Source organism: Aquimarina agarivorans, from assembly GCF_000218485.1.
Taxonomy (GTDB): domain Bacteria; phylum Bacteroidota; class Bacteroidia; order Flavobacteriales; family Flavobacteriaceae; genus Aquimarina; species Aquimarina agarivorans.
In genome coordinates this window covers 37,650-54,272 of record NZ_AFPB01000152.1, presented here as the reverse complement: position 1 = coordinate 54,272, position 16,623 = coordinate 37,650, and the positions used below count along the sequence as shown (strand labels likewise).

Here is a 16,623-nt window from a genome sequence, read left to right as displayed (position 1 = left end):
AACAACAAAATACAATATCTATTTATTGTTCTTAACTTTATAAAGCCCTAAACCTTAAATACTATACTCATGAAAAATTTACTATTTTTTTTAGCATCGACACTATTTTGCACCACAACAATACTTGGCCAGACTAAAAACGTAATAAAAAATTCCGATCAAGTTACAGTTCTTAAGCAGACTAAAACTGACTTTACTGAAGCTGAATTTGAAGAAATGAAAAACAGCTATTTAAAAAACCCGATTTACACGGAAAATATTGAAAAAAGAATTGCTAAAGGCGATAAAGGTGCACTTACTGCAAAAAAAATCCTTTCTTCAAATTTTGATGAGGCTACCGAAAAATTTGGAAAAAAGAAGTAGCGTCAATGATAGTGGCTTATCAATATTCTAAATCAATAATTACTAACCAAACAGATACTATTCATAAAAGTGAATAGGAATTTTTCGTTTAAAAAAGTTTTTTTAAAACATTTAATAATGCATAAAAAAATCTATTTTATATGTAAAATGGATTTTTTTATTTTTTTAGTATCCAATCAATAATGAATTGTTCGTTCGGGAGGGTTCTTGAAGGAATTACATGAACTACATATCCATTTTCATCGATCAAATATTTTTGAAAATTCCATTTTACTGTATTGTCTTTGTATCCATTTTTTTCCTTTTTTGTCAAAAATTGATATACTTCATGTTGTTTTGCTCCTTTAACGTCAATTTTACCCATCATTGGAAAAGTTACGCCATAGTTTTTAGTACAAAATGCGGCAATATCTTTATTTGATCCGGGTTCTTGCTTCATGAAATTATTAGCAGGAAAGCCCACAATAGTAAACCCGTTATCAGCATATTTATCAAACAATTGTTGCAACTGCTTGTACTGACCCGTTAAACCACATTTTGATGCGGTATTAACAATCATCACTTTTTTACCTTTAAGAGAAGCAAAATCAAATTCGGAACCTGATAAATCCTTAACCTTAAATTGATATATTGAATTTTCAGCGGAACGCTGTGCTGTGTTTTTAGTTATCGAAGTTTTAGTTTTACCGCACCCAAACAAGGAAGCCAGAAATAGTAATGCCATAATTTTTATCATATTGTCTAAGGTACAATGAAATTTATAACACAACTATTAAAGGAATACTAAGGTTTAGTACAAACAAAATAAAATTAAATCACCGTATTTAGTAGCATATCAAAATCTACCGTTTTTTGTTCGCCAGTTGCCATATTCTTTATGGTGTATTGCTTATTCTCCACCTCTTGATCTCCTGCTAAAATAACATAAGAAAACGCCCTTTTATTGGCATAGTTCATTTGTTTTTTCATTTTGGCTGCATCTGGATATAACTCTGCTGAAACACCTTTTGCTCTTAATTTTTGTATAGTTTTATAACAATACAAAGCCTCGGTAGTACCAAAGTTAATGAAAAACACCTTTGTTGTTTCGGAAACTTCGGTTGGGAATAAGTTCAGCTCATCCAACACCAAGTAAATACGATCCAAACCAAAGGATATACCCACGCCACTCACATTTTTTAGTCCAAAAATTCCCGTTAGGTCATCATAGCGACCACCACCACCAATGGATCCTATGGCTACTTCTTCTGGTGCTGCTACTTCAAAAATAGCTCCCGTATAATAATTTAATCCTCGGGCTAAAGTGACGTCCAAATCTAAAGTGGCTGATTTTAATCCAAGATTTTCAATAGTATTAATAATAAAAGTCAGTTCCTCTACTCCTTTTAACCCCTCTTCGGAAGAGTGCAACAATGCTTTTAATTGCGTTAATTTTTCAGAAAAACTTCCTGAAAAGGAAAATAACGGCGCTACTTTTTCTAATGCTTGTTCCGATATTCCTTTTCCGAGCATTTCTTTACGTACCCCTGCTTCTCCTATTTTATCCAGTTTATCCAAAGCTACAGTAAAGTCGATCAACTTATCTTTAGCACCAATAACTTCAGCTATGCCCGCAAGAATTTTACGGTTATTCATTTTTATAGTGACTCCTTTTAATCCTAAATCGGTAAAAACAGCATCATACAATTGTACAAATTCCACTTCCTGCCAAAGAGAAGTACTCCCTACCACATCAGCATCGCATTGAAAAAACTCTCTGAATCGCCCTTTTTGTGGTCGATCCGCCCTCCAAACGGGTTGAATTTGAAAACGCTTAAACGGAAATTCAATGTCATTTTGGTGTTGTACCACATAACGCGCAAATGGCACAGTCAAATCATAACGCAAGGCTTTTTCCGAAATTTGACCGATCAACTTTTGACTATCCTTAGCAGCTAATACCTCATCGTTTGCTTTTTTTAGATAGTCACCACTATTTAAAATTTTAAAAATCAAACGATCTCCTTCTTCTCCATACTTTCCCATTAGGGTAGCGCTATTTTCAAAACTAGGCGTTTCTATAGGATTAAAGCCAAAATTTTTAAAATGAGAACGAACTGTATTCATAATATAAGTTCGTTTTGCCACCTCTGCCGGTGAAAAATCTCTAGTGCCTTTTGGTAATGAAGGTTTTTGTGCCATAGTATAAATTGTAACTGCAAATATCTATATTTATCATGAATTTGCCGTAGCAATATTTTCATAATTATACGGCATCATTAATTTTTTATAAATGACTGAAATTCTTACTTCGTTATTTTTTTTGATCGCTGTTTTGGATCCTCTTGGCTCTGTACCTGTTTATATGGAAGCTACTCGGGAATTTGATAAAATTCACAAACAAAAAATCGCGATCAGGGCATCGGCTATTGCCTTTATGATTTTGCTATTTTTTATAGTTATTGGACAGCTTATTTTAGAAGGCATGTCCATTTCATTAGATGCATTTCAAGTATCTGGCGGGGTTATTTTATTTCTTTTTGCACTAACAATGATTTTTGGCGATGGAAAACCTGAAAGAGAAAAAAATCAAATTACCGATTATAAGCACGTTACTATTTTTCCTGTTGCTATCCCCTCGATTGCGTCGCCAGGAGCTATAATGGCTGTAGTACTCATGACAGACAATCACATTTACTCCATTAAAGAACAAGCTATAACCACAATTTTAGTTCTTATAGTGGTAGCGATAACCTGTGGCATTTTATTAGCCGCAAACGTGGTACAGAAAAAAATTGGAAATTACGGAATTACAGTAATTAGTAAGGTAATGGGGTTAATTTTAGCTTCGTATGCCGTGCAGAGTATTTTAACGGGTATTTCAAGTTATTTTTCACCAATTTAAGAAAGCAAGACTTGACTTAAAAATAGTTTATCTTGCAAATTATTTTTAGCAATTACATTACAGCGTCAATGCAATACACAGAAATAGAATCGCAAAAAAAATTACAAACGCTTTTGGAAAAGGAGCTTCATATTTCAAAATACGCTTTTCAAAATTTAGATTTTACCAGTTTTACTTCTGCCCTGAGCGACACCACATTTACTGATTGTATTTTTTTAGGCTGCTCACTGCCTGACTATTTAGTTTGCAATTTGTATACTAACAATTATTTATTCCCAAAATTGGATATGCCCTACAACACTTATGTAAACGGGCTATACACTAAAGAAATTTTATATGATAATTATATTTTAAATCAGCCCGAGAGTTATAAAAAAACAAAGGATGCTATTATTTATTCGCATTTTTTGAAAACTGGAAAGGAAGGCAATGATATTAAAGAAACTTTAGGCAGACGCTTACACGATCATTCCATATCAGATGCACTTTATGGTTTTTTGGAAAACTATCCCGAAGATAAAAAAGTGGCTATTATGGGTGGACACGGCCTATCCCGTGCCGATGAAGGTTTTACCACCGTAGCGCAACTGAGTAAAAAGCTTACCGAAAAAGGATATTTGATGTTATCAGGTGGTGGTCCTGGCGCTATGGAAGCTACGCATGTTGGCGCGTGGTTTGCGGGTAAAACTGACGCTGAATTGGAGGATGCCATTGCAATATTGGCTACAGCACCTAGCTATAAGGACAGAATGTGGCTTGACAAAAGTTTTGAAGTTTTAAAAAAGTATCCTACCTCAAATTATGAGAGTATAGGAATTCCGACTTGGCTTTACGGACATGAACCTCCTACACCATTTGCCACTAGAATTGCAAAATATTTTGCCAATAGCATACGTGAAGACGGGCTACTTGCCATAGCAAAAGGGGGTATTGTATTTACTCCTGGAAGCGCAGGAACTATTCAAGAAATTTTTCAGGATGCCACCCAAAATCACTATTTAAGTTTCGAAGTTTCAAGTCCCATGATTTTTATGGATTCCGAATACTGGACTAAAGAACGCCCAGTATATCCATTAATTGAAAAACTTAATAATGAAGAAAAATACAGTAATCTTTTACTCTCGCTTTGCGATACAAATGAAGAAGTAATTGAGCAGCTTGATGCGTTTTCAATTTCTAAGTAGTCTTCTCGATAAAATTTGTTTCATTCCATTACACAAATCACTCGAAGTAATAGCTAACCATGACCTAATTTCAATATCGGCTCAAGTGTTTTTTTATGTAGCTCTAGCGGAATAAAAATGTATCGAAAACTATTAATACCCCGTTTCTTTTCTATGGGAAACGTAATTTTTAGTAACAAAATCGAAACCTGTTTTTAGAATTTGCCCCATGGTTTCACACTTTCTGAATTTGGAATGAAATGTGAAATTAAAAAGGTCAGACCTTAAAACTTCCACATTTTCATGCGTTGAAATACTATCTTTTTCCATGCACTCCAGTAAACGAGCTGTTCGCGTGTGGGTATTCATCATACGCTTTGCTAAAATAGAACGCTCTTCCTTTTGATACTGGTGTACTGATGATAAATCCAGGCGGTCGCTAATCATAAAAATCATAGCGTTATTTTCTTTAAAAAATTGAGGCTGGTATACCTTCAATTTCCCTTCATAACACTGTTGATCAAAATCGATAGCTCTTATTTTATATTCCACATGATCAAAATCGTGGGTTGGAATAATTACATAATTATAAGAGCGCATATCACCAAGTAATCGTAATTGACACCGTTCATTAAACTTAACAAACTCTTTGGCTATTTGCGCTTTGGCTTGCGAATTTAATTCTGGCAAATAATTTTTAATAAAAGTATCTCCGGGGATACCTACAATATGTTCTTCAATTAATGTATTGCCATGAACAAAAAAATTAATTCGATTGGGCGAAAAAATATGCTCAAGCTCCAACCCATAAACCCTGGATGCATCGGCTTGCTTTACATAAAAATAAGTGTAATTATCATTTAATACATTTCGGATTTTGATTCGGAAGGGTTTTGAATTTCCAAAAGTACAGTAATCAATAGCGTCGATACTTAAAAACTCGGTAATCTCCTGATTTCCGTCAGAATGCAAAATTGTATATACCTGCTTTAGACTTCGATCAATATCTTTTCGCTCAAATTCGTTATAAAAAACCCTTACCCACAACGTATCATTATCACTTACATCCATTACACTTATGGCACCTGAAAATCGCAATAAATCATCATAAAAAACAGAAATTTTTAATGACCTGTTGTAATCATTTAAATAGCTATTCAAAAAAGTTTGGATAGGATAGGTTGGCTTTTTTTTTGACATCAAACGTTCTTCCATAATTAACAAATATACACTCTTCGCTACAAATTGCAGTTTCACTAATTGGAAATACAACGTTCCCTTTTGATTTCATTTTTCAACCAAAGTTTACAAATTAGCACCAAAACACATTATCGATGATTTTAAGCATTTAATCTATAAAAAATATGGCTGAATCATTCTAAATACTTAACTTTGAATTTTGTATATTCTCACAACATTCAAATAAGGCCACTGTTTATGAAAGCAAAAATTAGTTTACTTGTGTTTTTTTGCATATTTCAATTAGCGCTTTCGCAAGAAGGTTTACCTACATATCAGGACTATTTAACTAGCAGCTGGTATTTAATTCACCCTTCGATGGCTGGTGCTGCATCATCCAATCAAATACGTTTAACCGGACGTTCACAATGGTTTGATGTGCAGGATGCCCCTACCTTGGCAACTGCCAGTATCAATGGACGGATAAGAAACAATATTGGAGCTGGAGTGCTTGCTTTTAGTGATACCAACGGTAATTTTTCACAAAATGGATTTTACGCAACATTTGCTTATCATTTAAATTTAACTTCGAGACAGTTAAGTTTAAACAGACTTATTTTTGGAGCTAGTGGAGCTATAATTCAACAAAAAATTGACGAAAGAGACCTTGTCAATCCACGATTCAATGACCCTGCTATTACGGGCAATATACTTGCAGACACTTATTTTGACACCGATTTTGGTGTTTCGTACCTTAATAATGATTTCTTTTTGCATTTGACAATTAAAAATGCACTTTCAATAAGCAAACAGCGATTTAATGTTTTTACTAATGCTGAACCCGAGTCGCAGCGTCGCTTAATTTCTACCGTAGGATATACATTAGGTATAGGCAGTAACGGTTTTAGTTTTGAACCTTCTTTTTTATACTTGACCACACCTTCCATAAACGAACAAATAGTTGACGTAAATGCTAAAATTTACAAGGATTTGAATGGCAATAAATTTTGGGGCGGATTGTCCTACCGCGTAAATTTTGAAGGCACCCCAATTACTACCAATAACGAAACTGTTGAAGAACAACGATTTCAAACTATTAGTCCATTTATTGGAGTCAATTACAGAAATTTTGTATTTGCTTACACTTACACCAATCAACTTAATGAAGTAACCATTAGTAACGCTGGATTTCATCAAATAACACTAGGGTACAATTTTGGTGCTGACAGCTACCGAGGAGCAGAAAAAAGATGGAATTGTAATTGTCCTGCTATTAATGATTAACCAACAACCTACAGCTTTTGCAGCCATCGACTTTTATTTTTTCTTATCCAATTAAAAAAACGTTTTTATTTGAGTGCTGTAAAATCTAAACCGGTATAATTACCCTTTTTAAAAACATCTTTTTTTGTAGTTCGCTAGAAAAGTTCAGTTACCCTACATTATATAATTTTTTTTGATATTAATTCCGTTTCGTTTGTTATTAATTACCCGAAGCAGCTGTATTAATGATTCCTGAATTTAAAATAATAAATTCACATCGTCTGTTTTTTTCGTGTTGCTTTTCATTACAATCAACACCATTAGCACAATTATTAACTAACTGTGTTTCCCCATATCCTTTATAAAAAATACGATCCCGATCTATACCTCCGCTTTCAACTAAATAATCTCTGGTAGTTTTTGCTCTTAATTTACTTAAATCGTAATTATAATCGTCATTTGCTCTGCTATCAGTATGCGATCTAATTTCGATATTTATATGATCATTAGTTTGTAATAATACAATTATTTTCTGAAGCTCCAACTCTGCATCCTTGCGTATTTCGTAATCATTGTAATTAAAATATATCGTATTCAATTGTAAAATTTTTGCCAAATCATCACCTACTCTTGCTAGGGTAGATCTAAAACTATTACTTGACAAATCAAAATTTTGCTTTATAACTTCTCCCTTATATTTAGTGGTCCTTAAACTTGTTTGTTGCGAGCGAAATCCTGTTTTATCGGCATTTAAATTATATAATGAATTACAATCCACAGCAAAGGTATAATATCCCTTTCCGTCCGTAGTTGCTTGATTGGTCAAATTCATATTTCCATCATATAATTTTACCAATGCGTTTGGAACTACGGTATCTGAATTTTCATTATAAACAATACCTTCAATAAATAACTGACAATTAGTATCCAAAAGTGCTACTTGCTTGATACTATAAATATCATCACTTCCTTTACCATCAACCCTGTTACTTGCAAAGAAACCAATATCTGTTTTTTTATCTATGATAAAAGAAAAATCATCCGCAGGACCGTTTATAGGACGGCCTATGTTGTAAGGATCTGAATAAGTGTTTCGGGCAATTTTGGAAATAAAAACATCCAGCCCGCCTAAACCTAAATGACCATCGCTAGAAAAATACAAATTGCCATCATTACTTATAAAAGGAAAAGTTTCTCTACCCTCAGTATTGATGTTATAGCCTAAGTTTTTTGGTTTACTAAATGTTTTGTCAGGATTAATATCAACAACATACAAATCGGAATTTCCAAAAGATCCGGGCATGTCACTTGCAAAATAAAGTTTATTTTCATCTGGACTTAAAGCTGGGTGTGCTGTTGAATAATCATCACTATTAAAAGGAAGTTCTTTTATATTTGTCCATCGCTTGTTTACCAATTCAGCTTGGTATAATTTGAGCATTACCGTACCAGAACCACTTGAATTTAATTGTTTTTTTAAAAAATTATTTCTGGTAAAATACATCGTTCTACCATCTTTCGTAATGGCAGCTGAAGATTCATGTACGGGAGTATTTACGTCTCCTTTTAACGGCTTTATGTTAATATCGTTATTTAATTTCCCTTGCTCTAAATTAATATTATACAAATCTAAAAAAGGCATTTTGTCCCAAACTGATATTTCTCCACCTCCCCTGGATGAGGCAAAAACCAAATCACCATTTGGGGCAAAACTGGGTGAATATTCAGAAAATTCACTGTTGTAATCAAAAGGATTGAACTGAAATTTACCAGATCGCTTTTCTATCAAATCTAGGTAATAGCGATTGTTTTTATAATTAAAAGCCCTAGAATCTTTTTCATTTGTAATGGATGAAAACTTATTCATTATTTTAAGCGCTTTTTTAAATTTCTGAACGCTTTTTAAGCATTGCGCATATCGGTATAAATATTCAGGAGAAATTGACGATTCAAATTCTTTAACCAATTTGTCGTACCAAAAATGGGCTTCTCTAAATTCAGCGTTAAAATAATAAGAATCTGCAATTTTTTGATACAGATCAGCCGACTTGTATCCTTTGTTGGCTACTTCAATATAAATTTTACGAGCATCAATAAAGGCAAAACGTTCAAAATCTAAGTTTGCGTTAGTGATCAAATCATTACTTTCGTTGTTTTGAGCATTTACCAATTTGCCTAAAAACAATAAAATGAATACCATAAAAATGTAAATTGTTTTCATAACCTAGAAAAAACGAGGGGTTAACATTCTTTTTGAAGTAAGATTTAATTTGTTTTTCAAATCATACCTCATCACAAATTCAAAACTTCCATAATTTGTACTTGTACTTATCAGCTCGGATGCATCAACATCATACGATAATCCCACCATTAATGATTTTGAAAGTTGATACCCAAATAAACCACTAAATGCGGCGCTTAACCTGTAAGCTGTACCAACGGTAAATTTTTGAAAAATCAAAAAATTTACTGAAATATCAACCTGCAACGGTGCACCTGAAACAACTTTAGTGAGTACAGCTGGTTTAAACTTAACGTTATAACTCAAGTCAAAAGTATGTCCAGCAATAAAATAATAATTGACTCTTTGTTTTGAAAGCAATACTGTATTCCCTGCACTTGAGGATACACTTTCTTCATTAAAAAAATTTGTAGTCAACATATTAGGCGCACTTATTCCTGCGTAAAATTGGTCATTATGGTAATAAACACCCAAACCAAAATTGGGTATAAACTTATTATCAATGTCGTTTAAGAGAGCATTATCAATTGTTTCTTCTCTGGAAAGGTTGGTTAAATTCGCATTGAGCAAATTTCCTCCTATTTTTGTTCCAAATCGTAAAAAGCCAGTATCTGTTACTCTTAATCTATAAGCAAAATCCAAACTGAAATTAGTTTCCGTGGTAGGTTTTATATGATCGCTAATAATTGAAAGTCCGTAATTGAAATTACTAAATCGATCCAATGGAGTTTCAAAAGCTAGTGTATGCGTTGCTGGACCTCCTTCAAATCCAACCCATTGCCTTCGGCTTAATCCTGAAATGCTAGTTTTACCTCTGCTACCAGTATACGCCGGATTAATGATAGCCGTGTTATACATATATTGAGTGTACTGAGCATCTTGCTGACCTGTCACTGAAAAACAAAGTGACAAGATAATAAATAACATAATTTTTTTTAACACCTCCTTCATACACATAATTCTCTGACGATTAATTTTCAAATAAATGAGTTTTTTGATCTATTTAACTAAATAGAATGAGCCCGCTTTAGTTTTAGCGTCTCCGTTAGAGTTTTGGTAATTCAGTGTGTAAAAGTATGTTCCTGTTGGTAATTTTGCGCTCCTATTTATTGTTGCGCGACCGTCACTTTGTCCCACAAATTTTGATGAATCAGCCTGTCCGTAGCCATCTTCTTCAAAAACTTTCAATCCCCATCTATTGAAAATTTTGAGCGTATTTATTGGATAATTTTCTAAATTTTTAATTACAAACTCATCATTTACCGCATCACCGTTAGGAGTAAAGGTTTCAAAAACGGTCACATCAGTTTCTGTATCATCATTTTCAGGCTCTAATTTAATAATCGTGGGGTCATCAGGCTCTCCATCATTATTAGAATCTATATTACTTGGATCATCGGGGTCATCAGAATCATCAATTACACTATCTCCTGATGGAGATGTGGCAATAACCATTGCTTGATTAATTACCTGTCCATTGGTAATGTCTGATGCATTAATTGTATAAGTGGCGGAAAAAGTGGTACTATCTTCTTCTTGCGGATTAAGCGAAAATGGCACTCCTGACACCACAACTCCAGCTAACAAATCCGTGACATTAATATCAGTTAAAACCTCATTTCCAGTATTAATTATTGTAAAAGTGTATTCAATAATATCCCCTGAATTCAATATCCCATCATTATTCGCATCTACATAGTTACCAGACTTAAGCAGGCTCAGTTGTGGATTACTAGTAATCAATTCATTAACAGTAATGGTTACCTCAGCTTGATCACAGTCGCCGTTGGTATCACAAATTTCATAAATAAGTGTATCTACTCCCGAAAATTCAGGATCAGGTGTATATAGTAAAAAATCATCAAATGGATTTTCTGCAGTGTCATTAGTACTAATAGTTGCTATGCCATTTGTTGGATCACTGATAATTTTAATAGCAGCTGTAGTACTAGCTCCATCACCACCAAAAGTATCATTATCCAATATATTGATTTCGTTATTGGTTGAATCTTCATCTACCGTAATGGAATCTTCAACGGCCACAGGAGTATCAAAAGTATTATTAGTAACCGTAATTGTAACTACCGCCGTTATACAATCGGCACTTGCATCACAGATTTCGTAGGTTAAGGTATCTGTTCCAAAAAAGTTTAGCTCTGGCGTATACGTTACAATATCATCCGTTGGATCATTGGGCGTTCCGTTTGTATTTACCGTAGCGACTCCATTTGTTGGATTTACGGTAATGGCAATAGCCGTATTGCCAGCTCCATCACCACCAAAATCATCATTTTCTAATACATTGATTTCATTATCTGAAGAATCTTCATCAACCGTAATGGAATCTTCAACGGCCACTGGAGTGTCAGACGGATCATTGGTAACCGTTATTGTAACTACTGCCGTTGTACAATCAGTACTTGCATCGCAGATTTCGTACGTTAAGATATCTGTACCGAAAAAATTTGACTCTGGCGTATACGTTATAGTATTATCTGTTGGATCATTAGGCGTTCCATTTGTATTTACCGTAGCGACTCCATTGGTCGGAGTTACGGTAATAGCAATGGCCGTATTCCCTGCTCCATCGCCACCAAAAGTATCATTTTCCAATACATTGATTTCATTATCTACTGAGTCTTCACTAATAGTAGCCATATCATCTACTGCATTTGGTAGGTCCGTTGTATCATTAGTTACCGATATCTCAACTTTAGCAGTTTCGCAACTACCGTCAGCATCACAAATTTGGTAAGTTAATTCATCGTTCCCAAAAAAATCTGGATTTGGTATATATTCTAAAATATCATCCGTTGGATCATTGGGCGTTCCGTTTGTATTCACCGTAGCGACTCCATTTGTTGGATTTATCGTAATTGTTATGGCTGTAGTACTTGGACCGTCCCCTCCGAAACTATCGTTATCAAGCACATTAATTTCATTGTTCACAGAATCCTCAGCTACCATATTAAGGTCGTCCACAGGACTAGGAAGGTCATTAACTGCTTCTATGACTATAGCAACATTACCAACAACACAATCACCATTACTATCACAGATTTCATAAGTCAACGCATCATTACCAAAAAAATTAGGATTAGGCGTGTATTCTAAAACATCATCCGTAGGATCTGTAACATCAGTTCCTGCATTCACAATTACAGTACCATTGGCCGGAAGACCTACTACAGTAAAAGAACCCGCACCGTCGCTTCCGAAATCATCGTTGGAAAGCACGTTTAGTAAACTAAGAATGGCATCTTCATTTATTGAAAAATCATCAGCAATTGCTACCGGCAAGCCATTAACTTCATTTACCATAATATTTACAGAAGCGCTTGCACACTCGCCATCAACATCACAGATTTCATATGATAATGAATCATTTGCCGATGAATTTACTGTAGGAGTATAAAGAATGATATCATCAGTAACATCTGCTGGCGTACCTTGATCGTCAACTGTTGCGACTCCATTTATTGGAGGCACAGTTATGTTAATTGAAGTGGTTCCAGGACCATCGCCTCCAAAAGTATCATTATCTAAAACATCAATTTCATTATTGCTTGAATTTTCATCAACCTCAGCTGAATCAAACAACGCGTTGGGAATATCATTCAAATTTACAACTGTAATTGAAATTGTAGCTGTATCACACCCACGTCCAGCATCACAAATCTCATAAGTAATTTGATCGGTGCCAAAATAATCTTTAGCTGGCTTATAATCAATACTATCATCTGTTGGATCGGCAGGTGTACCATTACTATTTACGTTGGCCATACCGTTAGAAGGGCCGCTTATTATGGCAATAGCACTTTCACTAGCCCCACGCACACCAAAAGTATCGTTGACAAGTACCCTGAAATTGATTGTATCAGAATCTTCATCAATTTCAAACGAATCATTTTCAGCGTTAACACTACTACAGCCAGCAGTATTAATAACTTCAACTCGAACGGTTGCGCTATCAGTATCCCCATTTTCATCAACAATGATATATGAAAAACTATCAAAACCAGAAAATCCTGCAGGACTATCATACAAAATGAAGTCATCCAATAAGTCATCCGAAGTCCCATTATCCGAAACACGGATGTTCCCGCCTGCATCAGTTACTCCTGTTACTTGTAAATGATCGGTTGAAGTATTTGGACCAGCTGTCCCAAAGGTATCATTGACTAGAATATCAATAACATTGTTAGCACTATTTTGACAAACTAAGTCTTCATCCTCTACGGCATTTCTTAAAGTTTGAGCCTTGATTATGCTGAAGTTATAATTACTTGCAAAAAACAATACAATTTGGAACTGAAGATATATAAATAAAAACTTCTTCATACTTAGTTACTTTTGACATTCAACTATTATAAGTAAGCCCCCTATGATGTTGTGTATTCGCAATCATTTTTTCTAAAGTTTCCTGTGAACTTTACAAAAAATAATAGTTGTCAAATGTATGTACTAATCAAGTTTTACGCAATCCCGTTTAATTAAATGAAGGTATTTTCCTACAAAAATAAGGCTGTGTTTTTTGTTCTTGTAGGAAAAAATAACAATTTTTAAAGACTAAATTTATTTTGTAAAATAATTTTTTCAAGTGTTTATTTCTCCTTAAACCAACAATTAACTATTTGCATTTGAATGAATTAATTATCACACAATTTAAATTATTAAAAAACACTTAATTTAAAGATTGCTTTAAAAAATTTGCTAATCTGCCGATTTTTAGCTCTTGATGATATCACCAAAAATAGTGTAGAAAAAAAACATAGTTTTTTTGGAAAATAGATAACTGAGCAAAAATATTCGTTAAAAGACTGTTAATTTAATTATATAACTTCCTTAAAATTCCAGCCAAATGTATCAATATGGTTTCAAAACGTCAAGTACGTCTCAAAAATGTGGCATTATTAATCAATTCGTTTTTATTAAAAAACTTCTTTTACAAAAAATAATACCATAAATAAGTGGTAATAAAAGAAATTGGAATTCCAAAACTTAAAATCATACTACACAATTTAGGTTTTAGTCCAAATTCGGTTGCTACAATTACGCTAGTTACCATAGGCGCCATTGCTGCCTCTAAAACACTCACTTGAATTACAAACTTGTCAATTATAAAGAATCCACTAATGAGCATAATTAATAGCGGAGCAAGAAATAATTTATAAGACAACGCTGCTACTAACAACAACTTATCTGATTTCCAATGTTTAAATTGCAATTGCATACCAACTGAAAACAAAGCCATTGGAACCATAGTACCTCCAAAACTTTTTAAAACTACATCTATTGCAATTCCATTAAAATTTACAATTTTAGGCAAAACTAACGCTAAAACAAATGCAATGGTTGGTGGAAAAATAATCAGTTTTTTTAAAATTGAAATGCCACTGAAATCAGATTTATCAGTTGCGGATGCATAACTAGCCGTAATTATTCCTAAGCTTGATAAAGTAATAAACCCAACCTGATCACATAAAATAGCTAATTGCAATCCTTGTTTCCCATAGTAAGCTTCCGTTAAAGGAAATCCCAAAAAGGACAAGTTTGAAAAACCAATTGTAAGTAACAAAGCTCCTTTTAGACTTTTGCCTAAATACATAAATCTTCCTAAAAGTTGTATAAACAAAAATGCCGCAATAAAAACAATTAACGGCATGGCTATTGGCAATAACAACTCCAAATTCCATTGCATTTTTGGAATGTTATGTAAAGTGATTGCAGGTAAAGCAACATATATTATCCAAAGATTGATAATTTTATGACTATCCTTTGGCAATGCTCTAAACTTTTTCAAAAACACTCCAGATAGTATAGAGATCGCTATAATTATAAAATTTTCCATTTTTTTTTGATTGCCTACTTTTCAAAAATACATGGTATTTATGAGCTGTCTTTAGTGATTATATGTTTAATTTGAAATTTTAAATACATCATTACCATTGCATATTTTGAAATCAAAAAATAAAAATAAGGCACAAATTGACGTTACATTTTAGCGTTAATAGATTCCTAGCAATGTTAGTTTTTATACTTTACACTTTTTAACTTTCTGTAAGAAATTAAAAATTGGTAAACCTTTAAAAATGTATTACTTTTGCACCCAATTTATTTCTACTTAATAATAGCCAGAATGAACATTTCTAAAGAGCAGATTGATGATTTGAATGCGGTAGTTACCGTAAATATCGAAAAAGAAGATTACAGTGATCGTGTTGAAAAGATACTGAAAGACTATAGAAAAAATGCCAATATCCCTGGTTTTAGAAAAGGTCACGTGCCTATGGGAATGGTTAAAAAACAATACGGACAAGCCGTTATAGTTGATGAAATCAACAAATTGATTCAGGAATCATTAAACAAGTACCTTACTGAGGAAAAATTAGATGTTTTAGGGAATCCTTTACCAAAAGAGCAAGCTGACTTTAGCTGGGATGCTGAAAAATTTGAATTTGAATTTGAACTAGGATTAGCCCCCAAATTTGATGTAAATTTACAAGGAGATGACTCCATAACACAATACAAAATTGTGGCTACTGATGAAATGATTGACAACCAAATCAAATCAATTCAAAAACAATATGGCAAATTAACTCCTGTTGACACTGTAGCAAATGATAATGTTGTTGCTGGTTTATTCGAAAATGAAGCTGCTTCAATAAGCAAACAGGCAACCGTTGAAATAGATGCGTTACAAGAAAAGACTAAAGAACAGTTTATTGGCGCTAAAGTAAATGACGTAATTACTGTAAACACAAAGGATTTATTTGAAAACGACCAATTATTGGTAAGCTTAGTAGGGGTTTCTCAGGAACAAAAGGACAGCATTGACGTAGATGTTACTTTTACAATTTCAGAAATTAACGAACGTATTTTAGCTGACTTAGATCAAGAATTATTTGACAAACTTTTTGGAGAAAAAGAAGTAACCTCAGTTTCTGAATTAAAAGAAAAAATTAAAGAAGACGCTGAAAGACAATTTGAACAGCAAGCTGACCAACAATTATTGAATACCGTTACAGAAAGCGTTATTGAAAATACGGCTTTTGACTTGCCTGCTGACTTTTTAAAGAAATGGCTTCAAGTTTCAGGTGAAAAACAATTATCTGCTGAAGAAGCTGCTGCGGAATACGAAAAGAGCGAAAAGGGATTACGTTTCCAATTAATTGAAGGTAAAATTATTACCGACAACAATTTGCAGGTTACTTATGACGAAATCAAATCGCACGCTAAGGAATTAATCAAAGGGCAAATGGCTCAATTTGGTCAAACTAACCCTGAAGATAAAGAATTAGAAGAAATTGCTGGTCGAATTTTAGGAAACCAAGAAGAAGTGAAGCGTATTTCTGAACAATTAATGAGTCAAAAATTGCTTGCTTTTTATAAAGAAAACGCAAAGTTAGAAGAAAAAGAAGTGACTTTTGAAGACTTCGTAAAAGAAGCTTATAAGTCATAAGAAACAAGTATTTTTTCTCAATTATACTTATCTTTAAGGCGTAGAACTAATTGTTTTACGCCTTTTT

Annotated in this window: 12 protein-coding genes; 5 read left to right on the top strand and 7 right to left on the bottom strand. The window is 33.5% G+C overall.

Going from position 1 to position 16,623, the window contains the following annotated elements; all coding sequences use genetic code 11:
- Positions 1–69: 69 nt before the first annotated feature.
- Entirely contained in the window at positions 70–363 is a 294-nt protein-coding gene (locus GMC_RS0110960) for a hypothetical protein (RefSeq protein ID WP_010522175.1), read from the top strand.
- Between the two features lie 157 nt (positions 364–520).
- Here GMC_RS0110960 and GMC_RS0110955 read toward each other — a convergent pair whose 3' ends face one another.
- On the bottom strand, positions 521–1,087 hold the full coding sequence (locus GMC_RS0110955; protein ID WP_010522174.1) for a glutathione peroxidase: 567 nt from the start codon (positions 1,085–1,087) through the stop codon (positions 521–523).
- 86 nt (positions 1,088–1,173) lie between these two features.
- Positions 1,174–2,544: a histidine--tRNA ligase gene (gene hisS, locus GMC_RS0110950; protein WP_010522173.1), complete on the bottom strand. Its 1,371-nt coding sequence runs from the start codon at positions 2,542–2,544 to the stop codon at positions 1,174–1,176.
- Positions 2,545–2,635: 91 nt separating this feature from the next.
- Between hisS and GMC_RS0110945 the strand changes: the two genes are divergently transcribed.
- Positions 2,636–3,247 carry a MarC family protein gene (locus GMC_RS0110945; protein ID WP_010522172.1) on the top strand — a complete coding sequence of 204 codons (612 nt, stop codon included), beginning with the start codon at positions 2,636–2,638 and terminating at the stop codon, positions 3,245–3,247.
- Positions 3,248–3,315: 68 nt separating this feature from the next.
- Positions 3,316–4,431, top strand: a complete 1,116-nt coding sequence (locus tag GMC_RS19770; RefSeq protein WP_050813310.1) for an LOG family protein — start codon at positions 3,316–3,318, stop codon at positions 4,429–4,431.
- Positions 4,432–4,563: 132 nt separating this feature from the next.
- Here GMC_RS19770 and GMC_RS0110935 read toward each other — a convergent pair whose 3' ends face one another.
- A complete protein-coding gene (locus tag GMC_RS0110935; protein WP_029489728.1) occupies positions 4,564–5,625 on the bottom strand; it encodes a hypothetical protein in 1,062 nt (353 codons plus the stop codon).
- A 222-nt stretch (positions 5,626–5,847) separates the two neighbouring features.
- Here GMC_RS0110935 and GMC_RS0110930 point away from each other — a divergent pair, with 222 nt between their 5' ends.
- Complete coding sequence (locus GMC_RS0110930; protein WP_010522169.1) at positions 5,848–6,873, top strand: PorP/SprF family type IX secretion system membrane protein; 1,026 nt, start codon at positions 5,848–5,850, stop codon at positions 6,871–6,873.
- A gap of 199 nt (positions 6,874–7,072) precedes the next feature.
- Here the strand turns inward: GMC_RS0110930 and GMC_RS0110925 are convergent, their stop codons facing one another.
- From GMC_RS0110925 to GMC_RS0110910, 4 genes are all read right to left on the bottom strand, one after another.
- Complete coding sequence (locus GMC_RS0110925; protein WP_010522168.1) at positions 7,073–9,052, bottom strand: OmpA family protein; 1,980 nt, start codon at positions 9,050–9,052, stop codon at positions 7,073–7,075.
- A gap of 24 nt (positions 9,053–9,076) precedes the next feature.
- On the bottom strand, positions 9,077–10,021 hold the full coding sequence (locus tag GMC_RS0110920; protein ID WP_238527974.1) for a PorP/SprF family type IX secretion system membrane protein: 945 nt from the start codon (positions 10,019–10,021) through the stop codon (positions 9,077–9,079).
- Between the two features lie 72 nt (positions 10,022–10,093).
- Positions 10,094–13,435, bottom strand: a complete 3,342-nt coding sequence (locus GMC_RS0110915) for a T9SS C-terminal target domain-containing protein (protein WP_010522166.1) — start codon at positions 13,433–13,435, stop codon at positions 10,094–10,096.
- 604 nt (positions 13,436–14,039) lie between these two features.
- On the bottom strand, positions 14,040–14,945 hold the full coding sequence (locus GMC_RS0110910) for an AEC family transporter (protein WP_010522165.1): 906 nt from the start codon (positions 14,943–14,945) through the stop codon (positions 14,040–14,042).
- A gap of 288 nt (positions 14,946–15,233) precedes the next feature.
- On the opposite strand from GMC_RS0110910, the gene tig reads away from it, so the two are divergent.
- A complete protein-coding gene (tig, locus tag GMC_RS0110905; protein ID WP_010522164.1) occupies positions 15,234–16,556 on the top strand; it encodes a trigger factor in 1,323 nt (440 codons plus the stop codon).
- The last annotated feature ends 67 nt before the right edge of the window (positions 16,557–16,623 follow it).

What these genes read in the sequence shown, in the direction of transcription:
- hisS (WP_010522173.1), bottom strand. Translation starts at nt 2,544, where the DNA reads ATGGCACAAAAACCTTCATTACCAAAAGGCACTAGAGATTTTTCACCG.
- tig (WP_010522164.1), top strand. Translation starts at nt 15,234, where the DNA reads ATGAACATTTCTAAAGAGCAGATTGATGATTTGAATGCGGTAGTTACC.
- GMC_RS0110925 (WP_010522168.1), bottom strand. Translation starts at nt 9,052, where the DNA reads ATGGTATTCATTTTATTGTTTTTAGGCAAATTGGTAAATGCTCAAAAC.
- GMC_RS0110915 (WP_010522166.1), bottom strand. Translation starts at nt 13,435, where the DNA reads ATGAAGAAGTTTTTATTTATATATCTTCAGTTCCAAATTGTATTGTTT.
- GMC_RS0110945 (WP_010522172.1), top strand. Translation starts at nt 2,636, where the DNA reads ATGACTGAAATTCTTACTTCGTTATTTTTTTTGATCGCTGTTTTGGAT.
- GMC_RS0110955 (WP_010522174.1), bottom strand. Translation starts at nt 1,087, where the DNA reads ATGGCATTACTATTTCTGGCTTCCTTGTTTGGGTGCGGTAAAACTAAA.
- GMC_RS0110910 (WP_010522165.1), bottom strand. Translation starts at nt 14,945, where the DNA reads ATGGAAAATTTTATAATTATAGCGATCTCTATACTATCTGGAGTGTTT.
- GMC_RS0110920 (WP_238527974.1), bottom strand. Translation starts at nt 10,021, where the DNA reads ATGTTATTTATTATCTTGTCACTTTGTTTTTCAGTGACAGGTCAGCAA.
- GMC_RS0110930 (WP_010522169.1), top strand. Translation starts at nt 5,848, where the DNA reads ATGAAAGCAAAAATTAGTTTACTTGTGTTTTTTTGCATATTTCAATTA.
- GMC_RS0110935 (WP_029489728.1), bottom strand. Translation starts at nt 5,625, where the DNA reads ATGGAAGAACGTTTGATGTCAAAAAAAAAGCCAACCTATCCTATCCAA.
- GMC_RS19770 (WP_050813310.1), top strand. Translation starts at nt 3,316, where the DNA reads ATGCAATACACAGAAATAGAATCGCAAAAAAAATTACAAACGCTTTTG.
- GMC_RS0110960 (WP_010522175.1), top strand. Translation starts at nt 70, where the DNA reads ATGAAAAATTTACTATTTTTTTTAGCATCGACACTATTTTGCACCACA.